Annotated in this window: 23 protein-coding genes; 9 read left to right on the top strand and 14 right to left on the bottom strand. The window is 74.8% G+C overall.

Annotated elements, in window-relative coordinates; genetic code table 11:
* Positions 1-148 precede the first annotated feature (148 nt).
* Positions 149-844, bottom strand: a complete 696-nt coding sequence (locus ABZ493_RS06595) for a demethylmenaquinone methyltransferase (RefSeq protein ID WP_430581380.1) — start codon at positions 842-844, stop codon at positions 149-151.
* Positions 845-1,030: 186 nt separating this feature from the next.
* On the opposite strand from ABZ493_RS06595, the gene ABZ493_RS06590 reads away from it, so the two are divergent.
* The 3 genes from ABZ493_RS06590 to ABZ493_RS06580 all read left to right on the top strand — a co-directional run bounded on the left by ABZ493_RS06590 (position 1,031) and on the right by ABZ493_RS06580 (position 5,492).
* Positions 1,031-2,386, top strand: coding sequence for an 8-oxoguanine deaminase (locus tag ABZ493_RS06590; protein WP_430581379.1), 1,356 nt, complete (start codon positions 1,031-1,033; stop codon positions 2,384-2,386).
* A gap of 129 nt (positions 2,387-2,515) precedes the next feature.
* Entirely contained in the window at positions 2,516-3,979 is a 1,464-nt protein-coding gene (locus tag ABZ493_RS06585; RefSeq protein WP_430581378.1) for a nucleobase:cation symporter-2 family protein, read from the top strand.
* Positions 3,980-4,142: 163 nt separating this feature from the next.
* Positions 4,143-5,492: an isochorismate synthase gene (locus ABZ493_RS06580; RefSeq protein WP_430581466.1), complete on the top strand. Its 1,350-nt coding sequence runs from the start codon at positions 4,143-4,145 to the stop codon at positions 5,490-5,492.
* A 114-nt stretch (positions 5,493-5,606) separates the two neighbouring features.
* Here the strand turns inward: ABZ493_RS06580 and ABZ493_RS06575 are convergent, their stop codons facing one another.
* Together ABZ493_RS06575 and ABZ493_RS06570 are read right to left on the bottom strand one after the other, a co-directional pair.
* Positions 5,607-7,175 (bottom strand): DUF6114 domain-containing protein, encoded by a 1,569-nt coding sequence (locus ABZ493_RS06575; protein ID WP_430581377.1) that lies wholly within the window; start codon positions 7,173-7,175, stop codon positions 5,607-5,609.
* Positions 7,176-7,203: 28 nt separating this feature from the next.
* Positions 7,204-7,794 (bottom strand): DUF6230 family protein, encoded by a 591-nt coding sequence (locus tag ABZ493_RS06570; protein ID WP_430581376.1) that lies wholly within the window; start codon positions 7,792-7,794, stop codon positions 7,204-7,206.
* A gap of 156 nt (positions 7,795-7,950) precedes the next feature.
* Between ABZ493_RS06570 and ABZ493_RS06565 the strand changes: the two genes are divergently transcribed.
* On the top strand, positions 7,951-8,550 hold the full coding sequence (locus ABZ493_RS06565) for a TetR/AcrR family transcriptional regulator (protein WP_430581375.1): 600 nt from the start codon (positions 7,951-7,953) through the stop codon (positions 8,548-8,550).
* 197 nt (positions 8,551-8,747) lie between these two features.
* On the opposite strand, the gene ABZ493_RS06560 is transcribed toward ABZ493_RS06565, so the two are convergent.
* The 4 genes from ABZ493_RS06560 to ABZ493_RS06545 form a co-directional block, all read right to left on the bottom strand.
* Entirely contained in the window at positions 8,748-10,520 is a 1,773-nt protein-coding gene (locus tag ABZ493_RS06560; protein WP_430581374.1) for a trypsin-like peptidase domain-containing protein, read from the bottom strand.
* 96 nt (positions 10,521-10,616) lie between these two features.
* Complete coding sequence (menD, locus tag ABZ493_RS06555) at positions 10,617-12,446, bottom strand: 2-succinyl-5-enolpyruvyl-6-hydroxy-3-cyclohexene-1-carboxylic-acid synthase (RefSeq protein WP_430581373.1); 1,830 nt, start codon at positions 12,444-12,446, stop codon at positions 10,617-10,619.
* Positions 12,443-13,459 carry an o-succinylbenzoate synthase gene (locus tag ABZ493_RS06550; RefSeq protein ID WP_430581372.1) on the bottom strand — a complete coding sequence of 339 codons (1,017 nt, stop codon included), beginning with the start codon at positions 13,457-13,459 and terminating at the stop codon, positions 12,443-12,445. The genes menD and ABZ493_RS06550 overlap by 4 nt, the downstream gene beginning before the upstream one ends.
* Before the next feature lie 75 nt (positions 13,460-13,534).
* Complete coding sequence (locus tag ABZ493_RS06545) at positions 13,535-13,702, bottom strand: hypothetical protein (protein WP_430581371.1); 168 nt, start codon at positions 13,700-13,702, stop codon at positions 13,535-13,537.
* Positions 13,703-14,040: 338 nt separating this feature from the next.
* Between ABZ493_RS06545 and ABZ493_RS06540 the strand changes: the two genes are divergently transcribed.
* Complete coding sequence (locus ABZ493_RS06540; protein ID WP_430581465.1) at positions 14,041-15,750, top strand: BCCT family transporter; 1,710 nt, start codon at positions 14,041-14,043, stop codon at positions 15,748-15,750.
* A gap of 14 nt (positions 15,751-15,764) precedes the next feature.
* On the opposite strand, the gene ABZ493_RS06535 is transcribed toward ABZ493_RS06540, so the two are convergent.
* Genes ABZ493_RS06535 through ABZ493_RS06515 form a run of 5 tightly spaced genes read right to left on the bottom strand, consistent with a single transcriptional unit; the run spans position 15,765 to position 18,720 of the window.
* Positions 15,765-16,283 carry a hypothetical protein gene (locus ABZ493_RS06535; protein WP_430581370.1) on the bottom strand — a complete coding sequence of 173 codons (519 nt, stop codon included), beginning with the start codon at positions 16,281-16,283 and terminating at the stop codon, positions 15,765-15,767.
* Positions 16,280-16,624, bottom strand: coding sequence for an SdpI family protein (locus tag ABZ493_RS06530; RefSeq protein WP_430581369.1), 345 nt, complete (start codon positions 16,622-16,624; stop codon positions 16,280-16,282). The genes ABZ493_RS06535 and ABZ493_RS06530 overlap by 4 nt, the downstream gene beginning before the upstream one ends.
* Positions 16,624-16,863 carry a helix-turn-helix transcriptional regulator gene (locus ABZ493_RS06525; RefSeq protein ID WP_430581368.1) on the bottom strand — a complete coding sequence of 80 codons (240 nt, stop codon included), beginning with the start codon at positions 16,861-16,863 and terminating at the stop codon, positions 16,624-16,626. The genes ABZ493_RS06530 and ABZ493_RS06525 overlap by 1 nt, the downstream gene beginning before the upstream one ends.
* Complete coding sequence (locus ABZ493_RS06520) at positions 16,856-17,266, bottom strand: hypothetical protein (RefSeq protein ID WP_430581367.1); 411 nt, start codon at positions 17,264-17,266, stop codon at positions 16,856-16,858. Before ABZ493_RS06520 ends, ABZ493_RS06525 begins: the two co-directional genes overlap by 8 nt.
* A gap of 53 nt (positions 17,267-17,319) precedes the next feature.
* Positions 17,320-18,720 carry a PLP-dependent aminotransferase family protein gene (locus ABZ493_RS06515; protein WP_430581366.1) on the bottom strand — a complete coding sequence of 467 codons (1,401 nt, stop codon included), beginning with the start codon at positions 18,718-18,720 and terminating at the stop codon, positions 17,320-17,322.
* Between the two features lie 126 nt (positions 18,721-18,846).
* Between ABZ493_RS06515 and ABZ493_RS06510 the strand changes: the two genes are divergently transcribed.
* From ABZ493_RS06510 to ABZ493_RS06495, 4 genes are all read left to right on the top strand, one after another.
* Positions 18,847-19,758 carry a DMT family transporter gene (locus ABZ493_RS06510; RefSeq protein ID WP_430581365.1) on the top strand — a complete coding sequence of 304 codons (912 nt, stop codon included), beginning with the start codon at positions 18,847-18,849 and terminating at the stop codon, positions 19,756-19,758.
* Between the two features lie 4 nt (positions 19,759-19,762).
* Complete coding sequence (locus ABZ493_RS06505; RefSeq protein ID WP_430581364.1) at positions 19,763-20,755, top strand: 1,4-dihydroxy-2-naphthoyl-CoA synthase; 993 nt, start codon at positions 19,763-19,765, stop codon at positions 20,753-20,755.
* A 96-nt stretch (positions 20,756-20,851) separates the two neighbouring features.
* Entirely contained in the window at positions 20,852-22,471 is a 1,620-nt protein-coding gene (locus ABZ493_RS06500; protein ID WP_430581363.1) for a PQQ-binding-like beta-propeller repeat protein, read from the top strand.
* Between the two features lie 87 nt (positions 22,472-22,558).
* Positions 22,559-24,205 (top strand): PQQ-binding-like beta-propeller repeat protein, encoded by a 1,647-nt coding sequence (locus tag ABZ493_RS06495; RefSeq protein ID WP_430581362.1) that lies wholly within the window; start codon positions 22,559-22,561, stop codon positions 24,203-24,205.
* Positions 24,206-24,227: 22 nt separating this feature from the next.
* Here ABZ493_RS06495 and ABZ493_RS06490 read toward each other — a convergent pair whose 3' ends face one another.
* Both ABZ493_RS06490 and ABZ493_RS06485 read right to left on the bottom strand, forming a co-directional pair.
* Positions 24,228-25,289 carry a DUF3048 domain-containing protein gene (locus ABZ493_RS06490; RefSeq protein WP_430581361.1) on the bottom strand — a complete coding sequence of 354 codons (1,062 nt, stop codon included), beginning with the start codon at positions 25,287-25,289 and terminating at the stop codon, positions 24,228-24,230.
* 69 nt (positions 25,290-25,358) lie between these two features.
* Positions 25,359-26,465: a DUF3048 domain-containing protein gene (locus tag ABZ493_RS06485; protein ID WP_430581360.1), complete on the bottom strand. Its 1,107-nt coding sequence runs from the start codon at positions 26,463-26,465 to the stop codon at positions 25,359-25,361.
* Positions 26,466-26,534 lie beyond the last annotated feature (69 nt).

Raw genomic sequence — 26,534 nt, 5'->3', positions numbered from 1 at the left:
CGTTTCAGGATCGGATCGACGATACGCCGGGGCACTCGCGGGCGTCAAAGAGCCAGGCCCGGACCGCTCGGCGCGGCACTTCGCGCTCGCGGCGGCAGTTCGAACTGCCGCCCTCGGCCCGAACTGCCGCCGTGAGCGGCGGACGAGGTCAGGCCGGGCGGACGGCCCGGTGCAGCGCCACGATGCCGCCGGTGAGGTTGCGGTACGACACGCGGTCCCAGCCGGCGTCGAGGAGCCGGCGGCCGAGGGCGGCCTGGTCGGGCCAGCTCCGGATGGACTCGGCGAGGTAGTCGTACGACCCGCGATCGCGCGTCACGGCGCCCGCCACCACCGGCAGCGCGCGCATCAGGTACTCCATGTACACCGTGCGGAACGGCGCCCACGTCGGCGTCGAGAACTCGCAGATCACCACCCGACCGCCGGGCCGCACGACGCGCAGCATCTCGCGCAGCGCGGCGTCGGTGTCGACCACGTTGCGCAGCCCGAAGCTGATCGTCACGGCGTCGAACGCGCCGTCAGCGAACGGCAGCCGGGTCGCGTCGCCCGCGACGAAGGGCAGGTCCGGGCGGCGCTCCTTGCCCACGGCCAGCATGCCGAGGCTGAAGTCGGACGGCACGACCAGCGCGCCGTCGGCGGCGAACGGCTCGCTCGACGTGCCGGTGCCGGCCGCGAGATCGAGCACCCGCTCGCCGGGGACGGCCGCGACGGCGTCCACCACCGCGCGGCGCCAGCGCCGGTCCTGCCCGAGCGAGACGAGGTCGTTGACGAGGTCGTAGCGCTTGGCGATCCCGTCGAACATCGACGCGACCTCGGCGGGCTGCTTCTCCAGGCTGGCGCGGGACATGGACGTCATGCTCCCACGCACGGCAGCACGCGCCGAGGCCCGCACCGTTGACGGTGCGAGCGACGCTCGCCTACCGTCGGCCGCAGAGGACGGCGCGGTGCCGTCGCTCCCTGGATCGGCAGACAGGACCACTGAGCCGGCGCGACGCGGCGCCGCTCCCCCGGTGCCGCCGCCATGGAGGCACCGATGAGCACCTGGATCAAGAACCCGCTGGCCGTCTTCACCGCCGACGACGCACCCGGGGCGCCCGACGCGCGCGGCGGCGTCGTCGTCACGGACGGCGTGGTCACCGAGCTGGTCGCGGCGGGGGCGAGCCCGTCGACCCTGGTCGACGAGACGTTCGACGCGTCCGAGCACGTGGTCACGCCGGGCCTGATCAACACGCACCACCACTTCTACCAGACCCTCACGCGCGCCTGGGGGCCGGTCGCCGACGCCGAGCTCTTCCCCTGGCTGACCACGCTCTACCCGGTCTGGGCGCGCCTCACACCCCGCGCCCACGAGCTCGCGACGAAGGTCGCGCTGACCGAGCTGCTGCTGTCCGGCTGCACGACGGCGGCGGACCACCACTACGTGTTCCCGGCCGGGCTGGACGACGCGATCGACATCCAGGTCGCGGCGGTCCGCGAGCTCGGGATGCGCGCCACGCTGACGCGGGGGTCCATGACGCTCGGCACGGACGACGGCGGCCTCCCGCCGCAGTCGGTGGTGCAGGACCCGGACACGATCCTGGCCGACTCCGAGCGGCTGATCTCCACGTACCACGAGCGCGGTGCCGGGGCCCGGATCCAGATCGCGCTGGCGCCCTGCTCGCCGTTCTCCGTGACGACCCAGAACATGCGCGACACCGCCGAGCTGGCGGAGCGGCACGACGTGCGTCTGCACACCCACCTGGCCGAGACGATCGACGAGGAGGACTTCCTGCGCGAGAAGTTCGGCATGCGCACCGTGGACTACCTCGAGTCGGTCGGCTGGCTCACCGACCGGGCCTGGCTGGGCCACGGCATCCACTTCGACGACGCCGAGATCGCCCGCCTCGGGGCGGCCGGCACGGGCGTGGCGCACTGCCCGACGTCGAACATGCGGCTCGCGTCCGGCATCGCGCGCGTGGTGGAGCTGGAGGACGCCGGCGCACCCGTGGGCCTCGGCGTGGACGGCTCGGCGTCGAACGACGCGTCGACGATGCTGCCCGAGGCCCGCCAGGCCCTGTACCTGCAGCGGCTCAAGTACGGCGCCTCGGTGCCGGTGGCGCGCGCCCTCGGCTGGGCGACGCGCGGCTCGGCCCGCGTGCTGGGCCGCGACGACCTGGGCGTGCTGGCCGTCGGCAAGCAGGCCGACCTCGCGCTGTGGCGGCTCGACGAGCCCCGCTTCTCCGGCTCGCACGACCCGGTCGCCGCCCTGCTGCTGTGCGGCGCGGACCGCGCCGACCGGGTGATGGTCGGCGGCGAGTGGCGTGTCGTCGACGGCGCGGTGGTCGGCCTCGACCTGCCCGCGCTGCTGGCCGAGCACCGCGAGGCGGCACGCCGGCTCGTCGCGGGCTGACACCGCGGCGGGTCCCAGATCCACCCCCCGGAAGGGGTTGACACAGATCACACTTGCCGGTCGAATAGTGGAAGGCTTCTTCCGCACACCGGAAGATATGGCCATCGATAGCGAACGAGGAGGTCCGCTATGTCACGGTCCGCATCCCCCCGGGCGGCGGCGACCAGCCCCGCCCGCCCCGAGGACGAGCGCCTGCCGCTCGGCGCCACCATCGGGTACGGCTTCCAGCACGTCCTCACGATGTACGGCGGCATCATCGCCCCGCCGCTCATCGTGGGTGGGGCCGCCGGCCTCACCTCGGCGGAGATCGGCACGCTCATCGCCGCGTCGCTCTTCATGGGCGGTCTCGCGACGATCCTGCAGACCGTCGGGATCAAGTTCTTCGGCTCCCAGCTGCCGCTGGTGCAGGGCGTGTCGTTCGCCGGCGTCTCGACCATGGTCGCGATCGTCGGGGGCGGCGGCGGGATCCCCGCCGTCCTCGGCGCGGTGCTCGTCGCCTCGGCGATCGGGTTCCTCATCACGCCGTTCTTCGCCCAGATCATCCGGTTCTTCCCGCCCGTGGTCACCGGCGTCGTCATCACGACGATCGGACTGACCCTCATGCCGGTGGCGGCGAACTGGGCGATGGGCGGCAACGCCGAGGCGCCCGACTACGGCTCCACGAGCAACATCGGGCTGGCGTTCCTCACGTTCGCGATCGTCGTCCTGCTGTCCAAGGTGGGCTCCGGCGTCATCTCACGACTGTCGATCCTCATCGCGATCGTGGCCGGCACGCTGATCGCCCTCGCGCTCGGCATGGCGGACTTCGCCGGCGTCGGCGAGGGCCCGGTGGTCGCGTTCCCGATGCCGTTCAGCTTCGGCGCCCCGACGTTCGAGGTCGCGGCGATCGTCTCGATGCTCATCGTCATCCTCGTGACCCTCACGGAGACGACGGCGGACATCATCGCCGTCGGCGAGATCGTCGGCACCAAGGTGGACCGCAAGCGCATCGCCAACGGCCTGCGCGCCGACATGGCGTCGTCGGTCGTCTCGCCGGTCTTCGGCTCCTTCACGCAGTCGGCGTTCGCCCAGAACGTGGGCCTGGTCGCGATCACCGGGGTGAAGTCCCGCTTCGTGGTCACCGCCGGCGGCGGCATCCTCGTGGTCCTGGGCCTGCTGCCCGTGCTGGGCCGCGTCGTGGCCGCCGTCCCGACGCCCGTGCTCGGCGGCGCCGGCGTGGTGCTCTTCGGCTCCGTGGCGGCGTCGGGCATCCGCACGCTCGCCAAGGTCGACTACAAGAACTCGATGAACCTCATCATCGTGGCCGCGTCGATCTCGTTCGGCATGATCCCGATCGCCAAGCCCGACTTCTACGACCAGTTCCCCACGTGGTTCGGCACCATCTTCCACTCGGGGATCAGCTCGGCCGCGCTCATGGCGATCCTGCTGAACATCCTGTTCAACCACATCAAGGCCGGGACGCCCGAGAACCCGTCCGTCCTCGTCAAGGGCACCGCGAGCAAGGCCGTCGACGACGAGCAGCTCGGGGACCTCGCCGACGACGGCGTGCTCAACCGCTCCAACCGGCGGGAGGGCGAGGCGACCTCGAGGTGAGCTCGTCGCCGCAGCACGCGGGGCTGACCCTCGCACCGTGAGCGGGGCGTGGCGGACCGTCGGGCGTACTCTGGAGCCGATGTCCGCCACGCCTCTGCCGGCGCCGCGCCCCCACCCGGGCACGACCACCGGCACCAGCCCCGATCCCGCGACAGCGCCGGCCATGCCGGTCACGGAGCCCCTCGCGCTCCTGGTCCGCACCTCCCGGATCGACGACCTTCCCGGCGGCCTCACCGCCCTCGTCGACCTCCTGCCGGACACCCGCCCGCTGAGCTGGGTGCGGCGCGGCGACGGCATCGTCGGCTGGGGCGAGGCGCTCCGCTTCGACACCTTCGGGCCCGGCCGGTTCGCCGACGCCGAGGCCGCCTGGCAGGCCACCCTCCAGCGGGCCGTCGTGCGCGACGACGTGCGCCTGCCCGGCACGGGGCCCGTCGCGTTCGGCACGTTCGCCTTCGACGACGCGGGTCAGCTCGACGACCAGGACGGCGACGACGCCGGCCAGCCGCGGCCGGACGGGTCGCTCGTCGTGCCGCGGATCGTCGTCGGCCGCCGGGCCGGCGTCACCTGGATGACCACCATCACCCCTGGGGCCAGCCTCGACGCGGCCCCCGGCACCGCCGCGCTGCGCCGCGAGCCTCGCACGGACGTCGCCGCCCCTGGCCGCGTCCGCTTCGCCGACGGCGCCGTCGCCGCCGCCGACTGGCCCGCCGTCGTGCGCGAGGGCGTGGCCCGCATCCAGTCGGGCGCCCTCGAGAAGGTGGTGCTGGCGCGCGACGTGCTCGCCACCACCGAGCACCCCCTCGACCCGCGCTGGCTGCTGCGCCGCCTCGCCGACCGCTACGAGGCCTGCTGGACGTTCTCCGTCTCCGGCATGGTGGGCGCCACCCCCGAGCTGCTGGTGCGCAGCGAGAAGGGGCTCGTCACCTCCCGCGTGCTGGCCGGCACCATCCGCCGCGAGGCCGGGATGTCCGACGACGACGCGCTGCTGCACGCGGCGCAGCTCGCCCGGTCCTCCAAGGACCTCGAGGAGCACGAGTACGCCGTGCGCTCCGTGGCGGCCGCGCTCGAGCCGTTCTGCTCGTCGATGAACGTCCCCGACGCCCCGTTCGTGCTGCACCTGCCGAACGTCATGCACCTCGCGTCCGACGTCACGGGCGTCCTGGACCGCGGCGCGTCCGCGACGTCGCGCGCGCCGTCGTCGCTCACGCTGGCCGCCGCGCTGCACCCGTCGGCCGCCGTCTGCGGCACGCCGACGAACGTGGCCCGCGACCTCATCCGCGAGATCGAGGGCATGGACCGGTCCCGCTACGCCGGGCCCGTCGGGTGGGTGGGTGCCGACGGCGACGGCGAGTGGGGCATCGCGCTGCGGTCCGCCGAGCTCTCGGCGTCCGACCCGCGGCACGTCCGCCTCTTCGCCGGCTGCGGCATCGTCGCCGCCTCCGACCCGGAGGCCGAGCTCGCCGAGTCCGAGGCGAAGCTGGAACCCATGCGGTGGGCGCTCGGCGCCGACTGACCTGCCGAGGTAGTACGAGAAACGCCGAGGTAGTACGAGAAACGCCGAGGTAGTACGAGGGACGCCGAGGTAGTAGCAGGTACTCCCCCGGCGCCCCTCGCACGACCTTGCGGCCTACTCCTCCCAGACCTGCTCGCGGAATCCGGACCAGACCTGCTTGTCCGAGGTGGCCCCCATGAGGCCGATCCGCGCGTCGGTGAGGCCGAGCAGGATCTCGACCGGCGACGCGCCCGCCGCGATCTTCTCCCCCAGCTCCGCCCAGTCGTCGCCGTCGGGCAGGTCCGCATGGATGGACGAGATGTACATCTGCGCGTCGCCCTCCATGGACACGTAGTCCGCGTCGGTCAGGGTGCCGCCGACCTTGCCGTTGTTGTCGGCGTAGGTCTTGAGCCAGAACCCCGGCACCTTGACGTAGTCGACGTCGATCCGCAGCGCGTCGCGGCGGGGACCGTCGTTCGTCACCGGCACGTTGACCACGTCGATGCCGTTGATGCCGGTGAGCGGCAGCTGCAGGTCCCGCGTCTCGAGCTCGCCGTCGATCGAGAACACGTTGGCGTCCTCGCGCTTGCCGCAGTCCCCCGGCAGCGAGACGTTGATGTCGTACTCGCCCCCGAACGTGATCCGCGCGCAGGGGCCGAGCTCGAGCTTGAACTCCTTCTCGACGTCGTCCTGCGCCTGCTCCTCGGCCGGGGTGTCCTCCTCGGCCTTGCCGTCCTTGTCGGAATCCTTGCCGTCGGCGTCCGTCGCGTCCTCGTCCGTCGCCGCGTCCTCGGGGGCCTGCCCCGGGGTGGGCGGGTCCGCGTCCTCGCCCGCCGTCGCATCGTCGGCGGAGGCGTCGCCGCCCGCCACCCCGGCGTCGCTGCCGGCCGTCGCGTCGTCGCCGTCGTCCGTGCCGCCGGAGTCACCGGGACCGTCCGTGGCCGACGGCGAGGGGCTGGGCGTGGGCTCGGCCTCGTCGTCGCTGCCGCAGGCCCACTCGAGCCAGCCCAGCGGGTCCCAGCAGTCGGACGCCGTGCGCACCTGCGCCGCGGGCGCCGCGGCCGCCTCGACCGCCGTCGTGCCCGTGCCCGCGACGGCGAGCACGGCGACGGCCGCGACGACGGCCACGTGCCGCCCGCCGCGGGCCGGCTCGTCGTCGAACGGCAGGATCTCGGCGAGGCTGACGTCCTGACCGTCACGCGGGTCGGCGGGCACGGCGGCCGACGCCGCGGCGGGCGTCTCGTCCGTCGACGACGCCGTCCCCTCGGCCTCGGCGGACCGAGGCATCCACGACACCGCGAGGATGCCGCCCACCACGCCGAGGATCATCCCGACGCCGAAGCCGCCCAGGTTGACCCCGAGCAGCGAGTAGACGGCGATCGCGAGCGTGATCACGCCGTAGAAGACCCGGAACTGCGGCTGCGTCATCACGAGGACGCCCAGGAGCACCAGCGCCACGGGCAGCAGCGTCGACTGCATGCCCTCGATGCCGAGCTGGATCTCGAAGTTGTCGATCTGCAGCCGACCGGAGAACCACAGCACCACGCCGGACAGGATCGCCAGCGTGCCGCCCCAGAAGGGCCGGGCCGCCCGCCACGCGGCGAACCGCTGGCGGCGGGTGGCCGGCACCTCCGGGGTCGGGGCCGGGGACGATGCCGACGGCTCGGGGGACGCCTCGGGGATCGAGGTGTTCTCGTCGCTCACGCCTGGTCTCCCTGGTCGCCGGGGCCGCTCAGAAGCACTCGGTGCCGTCGGAGATCTTCAGGTGCAGGTCGGTGAGCTTGAAGACCGCGGCCGACGTGCTCGTCGAGACCTGCTTGAGGTCGTCGATCGTGATGGCGTCGGAGTCCATGGCGAAGTCGCCCTTGCTGCCGTGCGCCTTGGTCTTCACGGTGGACGCGTCGACGCCGATCCGGATCTGGTTGAACTGCGCGGTGCCGCGCAGGTCGCTCATGCCGATCTGCAGGTCGGTCGCCTTGACCGGGTTCTTGGGGTTGGTGCCCGCGGAGATGAGCAGGCCCAGCGGCATGCCGGGGACCTTCACCGACTGGCACAGGTTGTGCAGCGTGGCGTCCTTGATGTTGGCGATCGCCACCGGGCGGGACTTGCCGTCGGCGTCCTTGGACTCGCCGGCGTACTGCGAGAACCCGGTCCCGTCGAGCTTGTCCGCGGCGATCTTGAACTGCTGGCCCGAGATCGCCATCGACACCGGGACGGCGCCCTGGGCGACGCCGCCCATGAGGACGCCGATCACCGCCACCGTCGGGACCGCCGCGAGCATCGCACGGCCTCGACGCGTGCGCGTCAGTGCGCTGAGCTTCATTTCCCCTCCAACAAGACGACATGGCGACCCCTGTGTCGCCGACGAGTGGCGACGGTACGCCCCTTACTGAGGCGACGTCAATAGGCGTCCACGCGCGTGTCGGCGAGCCCCCGACGACGCGTCCGCGACCTGCCGGAACGGCCATATGCTCAGCACATGGCAGCCGCGCGACGCACCCGGATGAGCCCCGACGAACGCCGGCAGCAGCTCATCGCGCTCGGGGTGGCGGCGCTGGCCGACCGCCCCCTGGAGGCCGTCACCGTCGAGGACCTGGCCGCGCAGGCCGGCGTCTCCCCCGGCCTCGTGCACTACTACTTCGGCAACCGGCAGGGCCTGCACTCCGCCATCGTCCGCACGGCGCGCGACGCGATGCTGCACGCCACGCAGCCACGGCCCGAGCTGCCGCCGCGCGAGCGCCTCCGCGACACCCTCGACCGGTTCGTCGAGTTCGTGCACGACCACGACGCCACCTTCTACTCCCTGGTCCGCGGCGCGGCCTCCGGCGACGAGCACGTGCGCGCCACCATCCAGCACGCGCGCGACGTGCTCGCCGGGCACCTGCGCGACGCCTTCCACGAGATCGGTGTCGCCGACACGCCCCTGCTCGAGGTCGCGCTGCACTCGTGGATCTCGTTCGCCGAGCAGGCGCTCGTCGAGGCCGCGACCGACCCCGACATCGCCCCGTCCGAGCTCGCCGACTTCCTCGAGCGCAGCGCGCTCGGCGTGCTCGCCGCCCTGCACCCCTCGACCGACTGACCGCGCGCACGCTCTGAGCGGGCGTCTCACCCCGTCCCGTCCTCGAGAAAGGGCCAGACACCCGCTCACCACCCCGCGAGCCGACCGCTTCGCGCACGGCAAAGCCCCGCGGACCGCGACGGGGAGGGGGGAGTCGTCGCGGGCCCGCGGGGCTGCTCGGTGCGGCCGGCCGGGTGCGTGACCCGGCCGGCCGCGGCTCAGTTGGTGCCGCTGCCGCCCTGGAGCAGGTCCTCGAGCCAGCCAGGCAGGTTGCCCGGGTCGGACTGGTCGGACCCGCCCTGGCCCTGCTCCTGGTCCTGACCGTCCTGGCCCTGGTCACCCTGACCGTCCTGGCCCTGGTCACCCTGCCCGTTCTGGTCGCCCTGACCGCCCTGGTCCGTCGCGGACTCGTCGCGCACGGCGAGGGTCACGTCGACGGTCTGCGTCTTGCCGTCGCGGACGTAGGTCAGCGTGACCTTCTGGTCGGCCGCCTTCTCCCGGACGTACGCGGTGAGCGACTCGGCGCCGTTGACGGAGTCGTCGTCGATCGCGACGATCACATCCCCCGCCTGGAGGCCGGCGTCCGCGGCGGGCGAACCGGACGACACCTCGACCACCTCGGCGCCGCGGCGCGTGACGCCGTCGGCCGAGGCCGTGGCGTCCTGCATGGTCACGCCGAGGAACGCGTGCTCCGCCGAACCGTCCTTGATCAGCTGGTCGGCGATGTTCGTCGCGAGGTTCACCGGGATGGCGAACCCGAGCCCGATCGAGCCGGACTGCTCGCCGCTCATGCCGCTCGACATCGTGGCGATCGACGACGTGATGCCGATGACCTGGCCCTGCGCGTTGAACAGCGGGCCGCCGGAGTTGCCGGGGTTGATCGCCGCGTCGATCTGGATCGCGTTGGTGACGACCTGCGTGCTGCCGTCCTCCCCCGACGCCGAGACCGGGCGGTCCAACGCCGACACGATGCCGGTGGTGGCGGTGTTCGCCAGGCCGAGCGGGTTGCCCACGGCCAGGACGGCGTCGCCCACCGTGACGTCGTCGGACGAGCCGAACGCGGCGGGCTTCAGGTCGTCCGGCGGGTTCTTCAGCTTGACGACGGCGAGGTCGGTGGTCGGGTCGGTGCCCACGATGGTCGCCTCGTACAGGCGGCCGTCGGACAGCGTGACCTGCACGGTGTCGTTCTGCGCGCCCGAGACGACGTGGTTGTTCGTGACGATGTGGCCCTGGTCGTCGTAGATCACTCCGGAGCCCTCGGCACCGCCGGACTCGCTCTGCACCTGGATGGCGACCACGGACGGGGCGACGGCCGTCGTGACGGCCTCCCAGTCCGGGTTGTTCGAGGTCGAGTTCTTGACCGGGGCCTCGTCGGTGGCCTGCGAGCTCGCGCCGACGTTCGCCAGCGACGACGGGTTGCCCGCGTCGAACGCGCCGGTCGCCGCCGCGGTGCCCAGGCTCGCGAGGACGGCCGCGATGACCGCCGCGCTGGCCACGGGGACCCAGACGGACCGCTCACGCTTCGTGGCGGCCCCTCCCCCGGGTCCCTGCTGCGGGGACGACTGGTTCAGGCCGTAGGGGTTGCCCGGGCCCTGGCCGTACGGCTGGCCCTGCGGGTGCTGGCCCTGCTGCTGGTGCTGCTGCTGCGGGTACTGCTGCTGCGCACCCTGCGGGTGCTGCGACTGCTGCTGCGCGTAGTACGGCGACCCGGCCGCCATCTGCCCGTACCGCGGCTGCTGCGCGCCGTACTGCGGCTGCGACGCCTGCTGCGGGGCGGGGGGCTGCGGCGGCCCCTGCTGGGGCGTCCCCTGGGTGGGGATCTGCTGGGTCGGCTGCACGGTGAGGTGCTGGGTGTCCTGCGTGGCCGGCTCCGGCGCGGGGCGGTCCGCAGGCTCCGGCCGCTGCGCGGCCGGCTGCTCTGCGGTGTTCTCGCTCCGGTTCGGCTCGTCGGCGCCCGACGGCTGCGGTGCGCCCGGGTTGTCGGTGCTCATGGTGCCCTCCTCGATGTGTGCCCCCAGGGGACCACCCCATCCTGGTCCGGTCCTTGGCTCAACCTGAGAACTTGCTGCGAATCGCGTCGTCGCAGGTCAGCGCGTCGCCCGGACCGCCGCGCCGACGCGCGCGGCCAGGTCGCGGGTCTCGGCGAGCCGGTCGACGCGGGGCACCCGTACCTCGATCACCTGCACGCCGCGCGAGGGCGCCCGCAGGGCGTGCCGCAACGAGCCGACGTCGAGCACGAGCTGGTGGTCCACGCCGTAGCCGGCGCACAGGTTCCCGAGGGTCGCGCCGTGCGGGGTGCCGAAGACACGCTCGAACGTGGCGGCGCCGGCCGCGGACGACGTGGCGAGCTCGCCGTGCTCGAGGGTGGCGAAGATGGAGCCACCGTCGTCGTTCACGACGACGATCTCCAGGTCGACGGGCGGCTCGTGCGGCCCACGGAGCAACCCGCCGACGTCGTGCAGGAAGGTGAGGTCGCCGACCAGCGCGCGCGTGCGGCGCCCCTGGCGGGCGGCGGCGTGCGCGACGCCGGTCGCCGTCGACACGGTGCCGTCGATGCCGGCCAGCCCCCGGTTGGCGAGCACGTCGGGCAGGTCCCCGGCCTGCGGGTGGTCCAGCCCGAGCACAAGGTCCAGGTCGCGCACCGGGTTCGAGGACCCGACGACCAGCACGTCGTTCGGGCCGAGCACGGACGCGACGGCGCGCGCGACCACCAGCCCCGCGTGCGGGGCCGACAGCAGCCCGTCGCCGACGGCGTCGTCCGAGGTGGCGGCGTCGACGACGGCCGCCGCCGCGCGGCCGGCGGAACGCCAGCGCGCGAGGAAAGTCCCGTCCGCCGGGGCGTCGACCGGCGACGCCGGCGCCGACCACCGCTCCGCCAGGGCGGGTACGACGAGCTCGGCGTTCCGCGCGGCGTCCGGCCACGGGCCGCCGCCCGGCGCGACGACCGTGACCACGACGTCGGGCCGCCCCAGCAGCCGCTGCACGGGCCGGGACAGGGTCGGGCGGCCGAAGACGACCACCTGCTCGACGTCGCGGGTCAGCTCCTCGACGCCGAGCACCGACCGGTACGCCGCGACCGCGTTGGGCCCCCCGCAGGCGCCCGACGACGGCTCCGCGAGCAGCGGCCAGCCCTGCGCCTCGGCCACCGCGCGCGCGACCGCCCCCGCGCCGTCGCCGGCGACGACCAGCGTCCGGGCCGGGTCACCGTGCAGCGCCGGGTCCCCGGCGGGCGCGGGGGCGGGCGGGACGACGGTCGTGCGGCGGAACCCCTCGGGCCACGTCTCCTCGGGCGGCAGGGGCGCCAGCGGCGCGGGCGGGTGCAGCGGGTCGCGGAACGCGAGGTTCACGTGCACGGGGCCGGGGTGCCGGTCGCGCAGGCCCTGCGCCGCCGCGAGCGCCCTCCCGAGCGTGCCGAGCAGGTCGCGCACCTCGCCGTCGCGCCCGTCGGGGGCGGGGACGTCGACGGCGTATCGCACGGCGGTGCCGAAGATTCCGACCTGGTCCGTGGTCTGGGAGGCGCCGGTGCCGCGCAGCTCGTGCGGCCGGTCGGCGGCGAGCACCACGAGCGGCACCCCGGTGTGGTGCGCCTCGAGCACCGCGGGGTGCAGGTTGGCGACGGCGGTGCCGGACGTCGTGACGACGGCGACCGGCCGGGGCAGCTCGACCTGGTCGTCCCCGGCGCCCCGGAGCACGGGCTCCGCCCCCCGGGACAGCCCGAGGGCCAGGAAGCCGGCCGAGCGCTCGTCGACCCGCACGTGCAGCGTGAGCAGGCCGGCGTCGTCGGCCTCGGCCAGCGCGTAGGCGAGGGGCGCGGACCGCGAGCCGGGTGCCAGCACGACGTCGCGCACGCCCTGGAGCGCGAGGTCGGTCACGATCGCCCGCGCCGCGACGAGCGAGGGTGGCAGGGCGGCGCTCACGCGGCCTCCTCGAGCAGCGCGGACAGGCGGGCGTACCGGGCCAGCCACCGCTCGCGGGTCGCCGGGTCGGGCTCCGCCGCGGCGAGGGCCGCGGCGTCGGGCGCGGGGCGGCGCACGGGGAGCGCCCCGTCCACGGGGAGCAACGGGTCGGCGACGACGTCGTGCGCGAGGAGCTGGGATGTCGCAAGGCCGCAGGCGTACGGCAGCTCCGGCAGCGCGGCCGCGAGCGCCACGCCCGCGGCGAGCCCGACCGACGACTCGAGGGCCGACGACACGACGACCGGCAGGCCGACCTGCTCGGCGAGGTCGAGGCAGGCGCGCACGCCGCCGAGCGGCTGCACCTTGAGCACGACGACGTCCGCGGCGTCCTCGCGCACCACCCGCAGCGGGTCGGCGGCGCGGCGGATCGACTCGTCCGCGGCGACCGGGACGGGCGAGCGCAGCCCGCGACGGACGGCGGCCAGCTCGGGGACCGTGGCGCAGGGCTGCTCGACGTACTCCAGTCCTCCCGCGGCAGCGTCGAGCACCGGGATGCGGGCGAGGGCCTCGTCGGTGGTCCAGCCGCCGTTCGCGTCGACCCGGATCGCCCCGACCCCGGGGCCGTGCGCCTCGTCGAGCGCGGCGCGCACGGCGGCGACGCGCGCCTCCTCCGCCGCGAGGGGTTCCAGCGCCCCCGGGCGCTCGTCGACCGACGGGCCGCGCTGCGCGACCTTGACCTTGGCGGTGCGACAGCCGCCCGACGCGAGCACGATCTCCCGCGCCCGCTCCGGGCCGACGGCCGGCACGGTGACGTTGACGGGCACGCGGTCGCGCACCGGGGCGGGGAAACCGACGTCGGCGGCCTCGCGCGCGGCGCGCAGCCAGGTCACGGACTCCGGGTCGTCGTAGTCCCAGAACGGGGACAGCTCGCCCCAGCCGGCGTCGCCCCGCAGCAGCAGGCCGTCGCGCTCGTCGAGGCCGCGGAACCTGGTGGTCAGCGGGGTGCGGTACACGATCTCACGCAGCAGCTGCACGCGTTCAGGTTACTGTCCGGTCCCGCGGCGCGGGCGCGCGCGGGCCGGGGGCGCCCCGTCGGAGCCCCGGGTCGGTCAGTCGGTGAAGTCCGTCAGCTCCGGCACGTACGTCAACGGGCTCGGAGCGGGACGGCCACCGATGCGCTGGGCGTCGCGGCGGACCGTCTCGGCGTCGTACACGAAGATCTCGTGCGCGACGTCCTCCGGGTCCACCACGGCGTCGTCCGGTTCCCGCACGCTCATGCCTCCAGGGTGCGCCCGCTCGTGGCGCGCGGTCGGGAGGAACGCCGGGCGTGCCGCGACGGGAGCGCGCCCGCGGTCCGCAGCGGTTGCACGAGGCGGCCAGGTGCGAGACGGTCGAAAGCCGTCCCACCTGGGCACACGGAGCTGGACGTCAAAGTCACGGACGGGGTCACGCAGTGAACGAGCAGTCGGGCAAGGTCGAACAGCGTGGCGCGAAGCGGCACGCGCAGGACGCGGCGGACAGGGTCGGGCGCGCCCTCAGGTCCCCGACCGCCGAGGTGGTGCCGCACCCGGCCCTGGACTACCCGATCGGGGTCGACGAGCAGCGGCGCAGCCCGATGGACTGGGTCGTCTTCGGGGTCACGGCTGCCGTGGCCGTCGCGTTCCTCGTCTGGGGTTTCGTCGACACCGACGGCCTGGCGGGCGCCTCCAGCGCGGCGCTGGGCTGGGTGACGACGAACATGGGCTGGCTCTTCGTGCTGACCGCCAGCCTGTTCGTCGTGTACAGCCTGTGGCTGGCGATCAGCAAGTTCGGCGCCATCCCGCTCGGCGCCGACGGCGAGGCCCCCGAGTTCCGCACGGTGTCCTGGGTGGCGATGATGTTCTCCGCCGGGATGGGCATCGGGCTGATCTTCTGGGGGGTCGCCGAGCCGCTCGCCCACTACGTGGACCCGCCGCCGGGCACCGTCGACGCCGGCAACCCCGAGGCCGTCCAGCACGCGATGTCCACCACGATGTTCCACTGGACGCTGCACCCCTGGGCGATCTACGCCGTCGTCGGGCTGGCGATCGCGTACAGCGCCTACCGCAAGGGCCGCAAGCAGCTGATCTCCTCGGTGTTCGAGCCGCTGCTGGGTCGGCACGCGCACGGCCCGGCCGGGAAGGTCATCGACATGCTCGCGATCTTCGCGACGCTGTTCGGGTCGGCCGCCTCGCTCGGTCTGGGGGCGCTGCAGATCAAGAGCGGTATGGAGGTCGTCGGCTGGGCCGGCGACGTCGGCAACGGCGTCCTGGTCGTGATCATCGCGGTGCTCACGGCCTGCTTCGTGCTCTCGGCGGTCTCCGGCGTCGCCCGCGGCATCCAGTGGCTGTCGAACATCAACATGGTGCTGGCCCTGGCGCTGGCGGTGTTCGTCTTCGTGGTCGGGCCGACGGTGTTCATCCTGAACCTCGTCCCGAACTCGATCGGCACCTACTTCCAGGACCTGGCGATGATGGCCGCCCGGACCGGCGCCGACAGCAGCACCACACCTGGCGGCGTGTCCACGAGCGACTGGCTGGCGCAGTGGACCGTCTTCTACTGGGCCTGGTGGATCTCCTGGACGCCCTTCGTCGGCATGTTCATCGCCCGGATCTCCCGCGGCCGGACGATCCGCCAGTTCGTCGGCGGTGTCCTCCTGGTGCCGAGCCTGGTCACCATCGTGTGGTTCTGCATCTTCGGTGGCGCGAGTCTCTTCCTCCAGAAGGGCGGCACCGACATCGCCGGCGCCGGGGAGACGGAGGCACAGCTGTTCGGGATGCTCGCCGAGTACCCGTGGCAGTCGCTCACCACCGTGGTCGTGATGATCCTGGTCGCGATCTTCTTCATCTCCGGTGCGGACGCCGCCTCCATCGTCATGGGCACCCTGTCGCAACGCGGCAGCGCCGAACCGAGTCGTCCCAACGTCATCTTCTGGGGTGTCGCGACAGGTGCGGTCGCCGCGGTGATGCTCCTCGTGGGCGGGAACGACGCGCTCACCGGCCTCCAGAACCTCACCATCCTGGTCGCTCTGCCGTTCGTGGTCGTGATGGTGCTGCTGATGGTGTCGTTGACCCGAGACCTCAACCAGGACCCGATGATCGTCCGGCAAAAGTACGCCCGGGAGGCCGTCAAGCAGGCGGTCATCGCCGGCGTCACCGAGCACGGCGACGAGTTCGCGCTCGCGGTCGAACCCTCCGACCGACCGATCACGCCCGACGGCGTCGAGGTGCCCGACGATGTCGACCTTCCCGGCGACGTGGTGGCCCGCGCGGAGACCGCCCACGAGGCCGACCGCGACACCGAGTAGAGGCGGCTCGGCGGTCAGCCGGTGGCGTGCCGTGCCCTGGCCGCGGCCAGCGCGTCGTGCAGCTCGCGGGCGGCGGGGACCGCGACGACGATCCGCGCGCCGCGGGACGTGCGGACCTCGACTCCCGGCCCGGGTCCCCACAACAGGCCCGTGACCTTGCCCGGCATCCGGCGCAGCCCGACCCCGCCGAGGCTCACGGGGTCCACCCGGTCCACGAGTTCGACGGACTCGATGTCGGCGGTGTCGACGACGGCCCGGTGCAGCGGGCGGAACGCGAAGACCGCGAAGTCCTCGGCGACCGTGACCGAGATCCGGCAGACGACGAGCGCCGCGGCGACGAGGGCCCCGACGGCGAGCGGCACGAGCGTGGCGACCAGGAGCCCGGGGTTGCCGCGCAACGCCGCCACGGCCCAGCCGGTCCCGACCGCCTCGACCACGGCGATGCCGACGCCGAGGCCCCGGATCCCTCCCGGCGTGGGCGCGGTGAACAGCTCGGCGGGCACGGGCCCCTGCGGACCCGGCGCGCCGCTCACGGCGCGGGCACCTGCACAGCGGCGCGGTGCGCGACGGCGGCGGCGATCACGACGAGGACGCCTTCCGCCAGGACCAGGGTGATGCCCACCGTCTCGAGCCCGGCGGGCTCGAGGAACCCACCGAGCAGCACGACGAGGGCCGCGGCGACGACCGCCAGCCCGCCCCAGGCCACCAGCGGCAGCGCCGCACGGTGGGCCGCGACCCAGGCCTCCTGCGAGCGCTGGGTGGCGGGCGTCCGGATGCCGATCGCACCGTTGGCGGTGAGGCGCCCGCGGGCCGCCGCCAGGGCCACCAGCCACACCCCGAGCGCGAGCACCATCGCCACCAGCAGCAACACCATCAGACCGCTCCTTCGTCGGATCGGACGACGACGGCAGGATCGCCGTCGTCGTCGGGGATGAACAGCTCGTCCACGCGGGTGTCGAGCACCCGGGCGAGGCGGAAGGCGAGCGGCAGGCTGGGGTCGAAGCGGCCCTGCTCGATCGAGATGATCGTGCGGCGCGACACCGAGACCCGGTCGGCCAGGTCCGCCTGCGTCAGGCCCGCGGCCGAGCGCAGCTCCCGGACCCGGCTACGCACCGCCCACCTGCTCGCGCCACCCACGACGCACGCGGACGCCGAGATCGACGAGGACGGCGGCGAGCCCGGCGAGCGGCAGCCACCGCGACCACTCCCCGTCGGACCACAGCCCCAGCAGCACGACCAGGACCAGGACGCTCACGGCGTCGACGAACGCGGCCGAGCTGGCCGCCACCCACACCCGGCGCTCCACCGAGTCCTCGGCCGACTCGGGCGCGGACGCCTCGACACCGCGCCCCGCGGCGGACCGCACCAGCAGGTGCACCCCGACCGCCACCGCGACCGCGAGCCCCACCAGCACACCGTCGAGCGCGTCGGCGGGGGCGTCGTCGCCCACGAGCACGCCGAGCAGGCCGCCCACCGTGACCAGGACGACGGTCGTCGTCACGAGGGTGCGGGTCACGCGGCTCAGCATGGGGTCGAGTGAAGCACACTTCACCTCCGATGTGAAGTGAGCTACACACCGACCCCGGCGCCCACGGCCGCGGCCCGAAGGATCTCGACCACCCGCGGCACGGCCGGACCCTGCACCCGCGCAGCGCCCACGACGACACCCCGGGTGTCGCCGCGCGCCGCCGTGCCGGACAGCGGCTCGGCCGGCACGCCGGCGGCGCGCAGCGCGGACACCGCCCGCGCCTCGGCGTCGCCGTCCGGCAGCCGCACGACGAGGTGCAGGCCGGCGGCCACGCCCTCGACCGGGACGTGCGGCGCGTCGCGCGCGAGCGCGTCGAGCAGCAACCCCCTGCGGCGCTGGTACGTGAGCCGAGCACGACGCAGGTGCCGCGCGTACGCGCCGTCGGCGATCAGCCGGGCGAACGCGGCCTGCTCGGGGACGGAGCAGCCGAGGTCGGCGCGCCGCTTGGCGTCGACGAGCGCGTCGCGCACCCCGGGCGGCGCGACCACCCAGCCCAGTCGCAGCGCCGGGGACAGCAGCTTGGACACCGAGCCGAGCAGGGCGACGCGCTCCGGGGCCAGGCCGCGCAGGGCGCCGACGGGCTGCCGGTCGTACCGGAGCTCGGCGTCGTAGTCGTCCTCCAGGAGCAGGCGGTCGCCGTCGCGGGCCCAGGCGACCAGCTCGCGCCGGCGGTCGGGGGCCAGGACGACGCCGAGGGGGAACTGGTGGGCCGGGGTCACGACCGCCGCCGCGGCGTCGGGCAGCCCGTCCGTCCGGAGCCCACGCTCGTCGACCGGCACCGGCACCACGTCCAGGCCGGCTCCCCTCAGCTGCTCGACGACGCCCGGGGACGCCGGGTCCTCGACCACGACGCGCCCCGCGGGATCGCCGCCCGCGAGGACCTGGCCGAGCAGGGCCAGCGCCTGCGCGACGCCACTCACGATCACCACGTCCTCGGCCTCGACCGGGGCGGCCCGAGCGGTGCGCAGGTGTCCCGCGAGCGCCTCGCGCAGCACGAGCAGCCCCTGCGGGTCGGGGTAGCCGAGCTCGGCGTCGAGCAGCTCGCGCATCGCGTCGCGCACCGCGCGAGCCCACGCCGCGCGCGGGAAGAGCCCCGGGTCGGGCGAGCCGACGCTGGCCGGGCGCTCCGTCGCGACCCCCGGGCGGGCGGGCCCGGGCGCCGTGCCGCGCGGGCGCAGGGCGAGGTCGGCGACGACGACGCTCGAGCGCGGACGGCTCTCCAGCACGCCCTCCCCCACGAGCTCGTCCACGGCCGCCGCCACCGTGCCCCGCGCCACGCCCAGCCCCGCGGCCGCCGACCGCGACGACGGCAGCGCGGCGCCCGCCTCCAGCCGTCCCGACGCGACGGCGTCGCGCAGGCCGTCGCGCAGCCAGGCGCCGACGTCGGACGGCGGGCGCGCGCCGAGGACGAGGACCAGGTCCTCGGGCTCCAGCCGCCTCATCGGGTCACGCTCCTCGTCTCGCCGACGTATCTGGCCCAGTGAACCAGCACCGAACTGGCCCTGCCCACCGGTCCAGACCGTCCCTAGCGTCGACGGCATGACCTCCTCGACCCCGCCGTCGGCGACGTGCTCGCGCCCCCGACACCGGCGGGCACCGACGGCCTCCGGGCCGCGTACGTCCGCAGCGGCGCGGCGATGGCGCTCGTCGGCGCGTCGTTCACCGCCTCCGCCGCGCTCGCCGACTACCCCGTGCTCGGCGGGCAGGCCGTCCGCTACGCCGTCGCGGCGCTCTGCCTGCTCGCGGTGATGCGCTGGCGTCAGGTCGCGTTCGTGCTCCCGACGCCGCGGCAGGCGGGCCGCCTGCTGGCGCTCGCGGCCACGGGCCTCACCGGGTTCAGCGCGTTCGTCGTCCTCGCCACCCGGCACGCCGAGCCGTCGCTGGTCGGGGCGGTGGTGGGCGCGACACCCGTCGTCCTCGCCGCGACCCAGGCCGTGCGCGAGCGTCGCCTGGCGCCCCGCACCCTGGCCGCAGCAGTCGTCGTCACGGCCGGGGTCGCGCTCGTCGAGGGCCTCGGGTCGGCCGACCCGCTCGGGCTGGCCCTCGCGGTCGGGGCGCTGGCGTGCGAGGCGGCGTTCTCGCTGCTCGCCGTCCCGCTGCTGCCGACCCTCGGGCCGCTGCGCGTCTCGGCCTACGCCTGCGTGGCGGCCGTGCCGCAGCTCCTGCTGCTCGGCCTGCTCGCCCCCGGGCCGCTGCTCGCCGTGCCCGACGGCGGCGAGCTCGCGGCCCTGGCCTACCTGTCCGTCGTGCTCACCGCGGTGGCGTTCCTGCTCTGGTACTCCGGGCTCGCGCGGGTCGGCGCCGCCCGCGCAGGGCTCTTCGCCGGGCTCATGCCCGTGGCCGCCCTGGCGACGTCGCTCGCGCTCGGCGTCGAGGCCCCGACGGCCCACGGCGTGGCCGGCGCGGTCGTCGTCGCCGGCGGCCTCGCCCTCGGGCTGTCGTCCCGGCGCCGCCCGGGGGACGCCGACGAACTAGGGTGACGGCGTGAGCAGCGCACCCCTCCCCCGCACCGTCTCCCACACGTTCGAGCCTGCGCGGTGGCGCGAGGTCTCCGGGTTCGAGGGCCTCACCGACCTCACCTACCACCGCGGCGTGGAGCGCGACGCCGACGGCGTCGTCGTGCGCGACCTGCCCGTGGTGCGCGTCGCGTTCGACCGGCCCGAGGTGCGCAACGCGTTCCGCCCGCACACCGTGGACGAGCTGTACCGGGTGCTCGACCACGCCCGCATGACGTCCGACGTCGGCACCGTGCTGCTCACCGGCAACGGCCCGTCCCCGAAGGACGGCGGCTGGGCGTTCTGCTCCGGCGGCGACCAACGTATCCGCGGCCGCTCGGGCTACCAGTACACGACGTCCGTCGAGGACCCTGCCGGCGGCGGCGAGGTCCTGGGCGAGACCGCGGACGCCGTCGACCCCGCCCGCGCCGGGCGCCTGCACATCCTCGAGGTGCAGCGCCTCATCCGCACGATGCCGAAGGTCGTCATCGCCGTGGTCGACGGGTGGGCGGCCGGCGGCGGGCACTCGCTGCACGTGGTGGCGGACCTGTCGATCGCCTGCCGCCAGCACGGGCGGTTCAAGCAGACCGACGCCGACGTCGGCTCGTTCGACGGCGGCTACGGCTCCGCCTACCTCGCGCGGCAGGTGGGCCAGAAGCGCGCGCGGGAGATCTTCTTCCTCGCCCGCGAGTACTCGGCCGACGACGCCGAGCGCTGGGGCGGCGTCAACGAGGTGGCCGAGCACGACGACCTCGAGGGGCTCGCGATCGACTACGCGCGCACCATCGCGGGCAAGTCGCCGCAGGCCGTGCGGATGCTGAAGTTCGCGTTCAACCTCGCCGACGACGGCCTCATGGGCCAGCAGGTCTTCGCCGGGGAGGCCACGCGCCTCGCCTACCTCACCGACGAGGCCGTCGAGGGCCGCGACGCGTTCCTCGAGAAGCGCGACCCCGACTGGTCCCGGTTCCCGTACGCGTTCTGAGCCTCTGACCGGCCACGACGCCGGCCTGCGATTTCTCACCCGGCCGGAGGTCGACCGGCGACCGCAGGAGCCTCGTGGGGCCGATAGCCTCCCGTCATGCGGCCGAGGTTCCGTCGCGCCGAGCCGATGACCACCTTCGAGCTCGTGCCGGACGACGAGCGCGAGGGCGGCTCGGGAGTCGCCCCGGGCGAGGAGCACGACGACCTCCGACGCCTCCCCCTGCGTGAGCGTGCCCTCGCCCGCTGGCGCGCCCTGTCCCGCCGGGGCCGCGTCGCCGTCGCGGCCGGCGCCGCCGTCGTCGTGCTCGCCGTCGCCACGGCCACCGTGGCCCCGGGCCTGCTGGACGCCCGCGCGGAGCGACTGCGCGCCGACGCGATCCGCGGCCTGCCCGGCGCCGTCGAGGACCTGTCGGAACCGCTGGCCGAGACCTGGGAGCTCCCGGACGGCGACGGGCTGGTGACGCTCGCCGGCGGCCTCGTGCTCACCACCGACGGCACCTCCGTGGCCGCGCTCGACGCCGGCACCGGCGACGAGGCGTGGCGGCGCGAGGTGGGCACGTTCCCGACGTGCGGTCCGCGAGGCGGCATCACGGACGACCTGGCCCGGCCCGCCGACGTCGCGGTCTGCCTCACCGGCAACCCGGACGACCGCACCGTCACCGTGCTCGACGCCGGCGGCGCCGTCGTCGGGGAGAGGTCGTTCGGCCCCGCACGGGCCGACGCGTACGACGACGGGGCACCGGACGGCGCGCCCGTGGTGGTGCCCGCCGGGGGCGGGGCGCTCGCCGTCGTCGACGGGCTGAGTGACGCCACCGCCCCGTGGCCGTCGGACGACCTGCCCGACGCAGGCACCCTGCGCGCGCTCCGCGCCGACGGCTGGGTGGACCCCACCGTGCGCGTCGAGGACGCGCTCACCGGCGAGGTGCGCGGGGAGGCGACCCTGCACCTGCGGGCCGAGGACCTCGGTGCCTGCGGGATGATGCAGGACGACGGCGAGGCGCCCGAGCTGATGACCTACCCGTCGGTCGTCGCCTCCTCGTCGCTGGTCACGCTGTCGGTGTGCGGCGCCGCCGTCCTCGTCACGCCCCGGGGCACCGCGATCGACGTCGACCCGGAGGGCGCCTGGGCGCGACCGCTCGCGGACGGGGGCCTCGTCGTCGCGGGCGAGGACGGCAGCACCGTGCTCGACGACGACGGGACGGTCGTCGCCACGGTCCCGGGTCTGGTGATCCCGCCGCTGGTGGACGCAGAGCCCGGCTCGTCGTACCTCGCACTGGCCGGGATGGGCGACGGCGCGACAGGTCCGCCGCGGCTCACGTCGATCGGTCCGGACGGCGGCGAGAGGTGGTGGAGCGTCGTGACGGACGACTTCGGCGGGGTGCTCGCGCGGGTGGACGGCGTCGTCGTCGTGCAGGACGGATCCGGGCTCGTCGGGGTCGACGCGGCCACCGGGGACGAGATCTGGGACCGCGACGACCTCCTCCGGAGGTCTGACGACGGCTCGGGAGAGTGGGTCGCCGGGGCGGTCACGGACGGCACCCGCCTGCTCGTCGGCGTCAGCGGGCACGGCGGCGGCGACCGGAACCGCCTGGTCACCCTCGACGTGCGCGACGGCACCACGCTGTGGGAGCGAGAGCAGGACGGGTACCTCGAGGGGCTCCTGACGATCGGGGGGCACGTGGTGGCCTTCGCGGGCGCCGTGCGCGGCCTGGGCTGACGCCACGCTCGCGGCCTCCCCGGATCTCACCCGCCCGCCGCGGCGGACGAGCCGTCCCGGGCGTGGGTGGGCCGGTAGCCTCCGGGCATGCCGCCGAGGTTCCGTCGCGCCGAGCCGATGACCACCTTCGAGCTCGTGCCCGACGACGAGCTCGAGGACGCCCCGGGAACCACTCCCGACGAGGAGCCGACGGACGGCCGACGGCGCACCGGCCGACGGCGCACCGCCCTGCGCGACCGGGCCGTCGCCCGGTGGCGCGCCCTGCCCCGCCGCGGCCGCGTCGCCGTCGCGGCCGGCACCGCCGTCGTCGTGGTCGCTGCCACCGCCGCCGCCGTCACCCCCGGCCTCCTCGACGCCCGCGCCGAGCGGCTGCGCGCCGAGGCCGTGCAGGGCATGCCCGGCGTCGTCGGCGACCTGTCCGACCCTGTCGAGACGACCTGGTCGCTCCCGGAGGGGTCGTCCCTCGCGGCCGTCCTGCCCGGCGGGGTGCTGGCGGTCACCGGCTCCGACGGCGTCCGGGCGGTCGACGCGGCGACCGGCGACGTCGTGTGGGAGCACCCGTTCGACGACGCCGCGACGTGCGGGCCGACCCCTTGGACCGCGGTCGACTGGAGCGCCCCGGTGGACTCGGTGGTCTGCGTCGAGGACCTCTCCCGCGTCACCGTGCTCGACGCCGACGGCACGGTGGTGAGCGAACGCGAGCTGGACCTCCTCGAGCCGGTCGACGCGCCCGGGGAGGACGACGCCGGCGTGTCCTCGTGGTCCCAGGTGCTGCCGGCCGCGGGCCGGACGGTCGCGGTGCTCGACCAGGAGTCCCCCGTGAACGAGGTCCCCTGGCGGGAGGGCGACGACGCCGCGAGCCTGCTGCGCACCCTGCGCGACGCGGGCTGGCACGACCCGTCGCTGCGGATCATCGACGCCGTCACCGGCGAGGTGCGCGCCGAGGTGTCGGTCCGGCTCACGGAGGGCGCCCTCGAGGAGTGCGGGGTCGTGGAGGACGGCCAGGGCGGCCGGACCGTCGCGCCGCAACCCTGGGTCGACGCGACCCCGTCGTCGACGACGCTCGGCCTGTGCGGCCTGACCCGCGCGGTCACGCCGACCGGCGAGAGCATCGACATCGGTGACGACTGGCAGTCTCTGGTCGCCGAGCCGGACGGGGGTTACCTCGTTCCCGGCGAGACGAGCGCGATCCTCGACGCGCACGGCGAGCGACGGGCGACGATCCACGGGCTCGCGGTCACCCCGACCATCGACACCGAGCCGTCCGCCCCCCGGCTCGCGCTCCTGGGCGCCGACGGGAGCGCACCCGCCCTGGCCGCCTTCGGTACCGGCGACGTCCCGGCGTGGTCGGTCTCCATCGATCCCCTGACGACACCGCTCGCCCGGGTCGGGGACACGATCGTGCTCGCCGACGACTCCTCGGTCATGGCCCTGGACGCTCGCACCGGCGATCGTCGGTGGCGGCTGGCGGGCCTGCTCGACGCCGACCCGGAGGAGGGCGAGACCGTCACCGGCGTCGTCACGGACGGCACGCGCCTGCTGCTCGCGATCTCCCCGAACACCTGGACCGACGACGACGGCGCGGGCGTCCCGCGCCGCCTGGTCGCCCTCGACCTGCGGGACGGGAGCACGACCTGGGAGCGCGCCGGCAGGGGGATGGTGTCGGGGTTGTTCTCCGCGGACGGGAACCCCGTGTCCGTCGGGAGCGCCGTGTCCGGGCTGGCGGCTCCCTGAGGCCCGGCGTTCCTGTCGACGGTCAGGACGCCTTCCAGCTCCCGCCGTCCTGGGGGACGAGCTCGATCCACGTGCTGCCCGGGTCGAGCTCGACGGGCTCGCCGTCCCGGGTCAGCTCGATCGGGGACGCCTGGTCCTTCTTCGACCACTGCACCGACACGGTCCGGCCCGACGACGCCAGCACCCCCTTGCCCTTGCCGATCAGCTCCGCCTTCGGGACGGGCGCGCCGGCCGGGTCCTTGTACTTCGTGTCCACCACGTCGACCGACAGGGCGAGGACGTTGGCGGCCGCGTGCCGCTCCCCCGACGACGAGACCGACTCGCGCGACCCCTCGCTGCGCAACCACCGCTTCTCCTTGCCGGACCAGTCCCAGACGCTGCGCTGCGCCGGGCTGAGGGTCACGTCGAGCGTCGCCGCCTTCTTCCCGTCACCGCCCGCGGTGCCCTCGCCGGCCTTCCCCGCGTAGCGGAACTGGGCGGGCGGCGGCACGGTGCGGTCGTCGTCGTCCTGGTCGAGGAACGCCTTCGGGTCGCCGACGACGTTGTGCGGCGCGGCGCGACCCGGGTCGCGGGAGAAGCCCGCGTCGCCGCGGTCCATGATCACCGACTGGGTGCCCGACTTCTCGACGGCGTCGATGAACGGCGTCTGCCCGCCGGAGTAGGCGAGGAGCCCGCCGAGCGGCGCGACGACGTCGGGGTCCATGGGGCGGACCGACCGCACGGGCTCCACCGCCTTCGGGATCCGCGAGTGGTACACGGCGACGAAGCGCGTGATGCCGCCCTCGACGACCTCCTCCCACACCAGGTCGGCGTCCTCCAGGCCGGTCTGCGGCCGCGCCTGGGGGGCGTTCTCGATCTTCACCGCGAGCGCCGGCCGGGCGGCGACGTCGTCCGACCGCACGCCGGTGAGCGGCCAGGCGGAGGGCATGGTGGGCGACGGGGGCGCCCCCTTCTCGGCTGCCGTGTCGGGCGTGACGGTCGGCGTGGGCGACCCGCCGGACGAGCACGCCCCGAGCGCGAGGAGGGCGGCGGTCGCGAGGACGGCGGCGCCGCGGGCGCGGAAGGGGCGGGGCGTGGCGGTCATGCGGTGGCCTCCAGGGCAGGTGTGCGCGCGATCACACCCCACCGTAGGCCGCGGCGGCCCGATCCGGTGTCAACTGACCCGCCACGACCCGCTGCCGCGCGGCACGAGTTCGATCCACAGGTTCCCCGGGTCGAGCAGCGCCGGCTTGCCGCCCGGCGTCGTCAGGACGAGCCGCGAGCGGGTGCCCTTCTTCTTCCAGGTCACGTTGAGCGCCTTGCCGCGGGTGAGGAGCACGCCCTTGCCGCTGCCCACCATCTGCGTCTCGGGCACGGGTGCGCCGCTCGGGTCGCGGTACTTCGTGTTCTTCAGCTTCACGGACAGGACCAGCACGTTCCGGGCCTCGAGCTGCTTCCCTGACGAGATCGACGGCGTCGACCCGTCGTACCGCGCGTACCGTTTCGTGTCGCCCTTCCAGCGCCACACGGTGCGCTGCGCCGGCGAGAGGCGGACGTCGGCCACGCGCCCCTTCCGGTCGTTCTTCGCGGCGGAGCCCTGCCCGCGCTTCGCCGCGTAGGAGAACTGCGCCGCCGGGGGCTCGGCGCGGCTCCCGTTCGCCTGCTTGGCGAACTTCTTGACCGAGCCGTACACGTTGTGGGGCGCGAGCCGGGCGCCGCTGCGCCAGAAGCCGGGGTCGCCGCTGTCCATGGTCACGGACTGCACCCCCGCCTTCCCCACGGCACGGATGAAGGGCGGCTGACCGCCGGAGTACGCGAGGACGCCGTGCATCGGGGCGACGATGGCGGGGTCCATGGGGCGCACGGATCGGACGGGACCGACGGTGCCGGGCAGCGTGGAGTGGTAGACGGCGACGTAGCGGCTGATCCCGCCCTCCACCACCTGCTCCCAGACGATGTCGGCGGACTGCAGGCCTCGCTGCGGGCGGGCCGCGACCGAGTTCTCGATCTTGACGGCGACGGCGGCACGAGCCGGCACCTTCGCGGTCCCGGTGCGCTGGCCGGTGAGCGGCCAGACCGCGGGCTTCGGCTTCGGCTTCGGCTTCACGGGGTCGGGGGGTGCCGCCTTCGGCACGGCGACGTCCGGGGCGGCCGTCACCGTGGGCGGCGCCGCAGGCTCGCCGACGCCGCAGGCCGCGGTGGTCAGCAGGGCGAGCGCGACCAGCGCGCCGACGGCTCCGCTCCGGGCGCCGCGGGGCGCGCCTGCAGGCTTCGTGGGCATCCTCGGCGTCCTCCTCGACGTACGTGCGACCCTCCCGGGCCGGGACCGTGCCACCCTACGGCAGGCCCG

This window comes from Isoptericola sp. NPDC019482, from assembly GCF_040632295.1.
Taxonomy (GTDB): domain Bacteria; phylum Actinomycetota; class Actinomycetes; order Actinomycetales; family Cellulomonadaceae; genus Isoptericola.
The sequence above is the reverse complement of the archived record's forward strand: the minus strand, read 5'-3'. Positions and strand labels throughout refer to the sequence as shown.

What these genes read in the sequence shown, in the direction of transcription:
- ABZ493_RS06595 (WP_430581380.1), bottom strand. Translation starts at nt 844, where the DNA reads ATGTCCCGCGCCAGCCTGGAGAAGCAGCCCGCCGAGGTCGCGTCGATG.
- ABZ493_RS06545 (WP_430581371.1), bottom strand. Translation starts at nt 13,702, where the DNA reads ATGAGCGTGCGGGAACCGGACGACGCCGTGGTGGACCCGGAGGACGTC.
- ABZ493_RS06580 (WP_430581466.1), top strand. Translation starts at nt 4,143, where the DNA reads ATGCCGGTCACGGAGCCCCTCGCGCTCCTGGTCCGCACCTCCCGGATC.
- ABZ493_RS06590 (WP_430581379.1), top strand. Translation starts at nt 1,031, where the DNA reads ATGAGCACCTGGATCAAGAACCCGCTGGCCGTCTTCACCGCCGACGAC.
- ABZ493_RS06495 (WP_430581362.1), top strand. Translation starts at nt 22,559, where the DNA reads ATGCCGCCGAGGTTCCGTCGCGCCGAGCCGATGACCACCTTCGAGCTC.
- ABZ493_RS06500 (WP_430581363.1), top strand. Translation starts at nt 20,852, where the DNA reads ATGCGGCCGAGGTTCCGTCGCGCCGAGCCGATGACCACCTTCGAGCTC.
- ABZ493_RS06530 (WP_430581369.1), bottom strand. Translation starts at nt 16,624, where the DNA reads ATGGTGTTGCTGCTGGTGGCGATGGTGCTCGCGCTCGGGGTGTGGCTG.
- ABZ493_RS06585 (WP_430581378.1), top strand. Translation starts at nt 2,516, where the DNA reads ATGTCACGGTCCGCATCCCCCCGGGCGGCGGCGACCAGCCCCGCCCGC.
- ABZ493_RS06490 (WP_430581361.1), bottom strand. Translation starts at nt 25,289, where the DNA reads ATGACCGCCACGCCCCGCCCCTTCCGCGCCCGCGGCGCCGCCGTCCTC.
- ABZ493_RS06515 (WP_430581366.1), bottom strand. Translation starts at nt 18,720, where the DNA reads ATGAGGCGGCTGGAGCCCGAGGACCTGGTCCTCGTCCTCGGCGCGCGC.
- ABZ493_RS06560 (WP_430581374.1), bottom strand. Translation starts at nt 10,520, where the DNA reads ATGAGCACCGACAACCCGGGCGCACCGCAGCCGTCGGGCGCCGACGAG.
- ABZ493_RS06565 (WP_430581375.1), top strand. Translation starts at nt 7,951, where the DNA reads ATGGCAGCCGCGCGACGCACCCGGATGAGCCCCGACGAACGCCGGCAG.
- ABZ493_RS06570 (WP_430581376.1), bottom strand. Translation starts at nt 7,794, where the DNA reads ATGAAGCTCAGCGCACTGACGCGCACGCGTCGAGGCCGTGCGATGCTC.
- ABZ493_RS06485 (WP_430581360.1), bottom strand. Translation starts at nt 26,465, where the DNA reads ATGCCCACGAAGCCTGCAGGCGCGCCCCGCGGCGCCCGGAGCGGAGCC.
- ABZ493_RS06540 (WP_430581465.1), top strand. Translation starts at nt 14,041, where the DNA reads ATGGACTGGGTCGTCTTCGGGGTCACGGCTGCCGTGGCCGTCGCGTTC.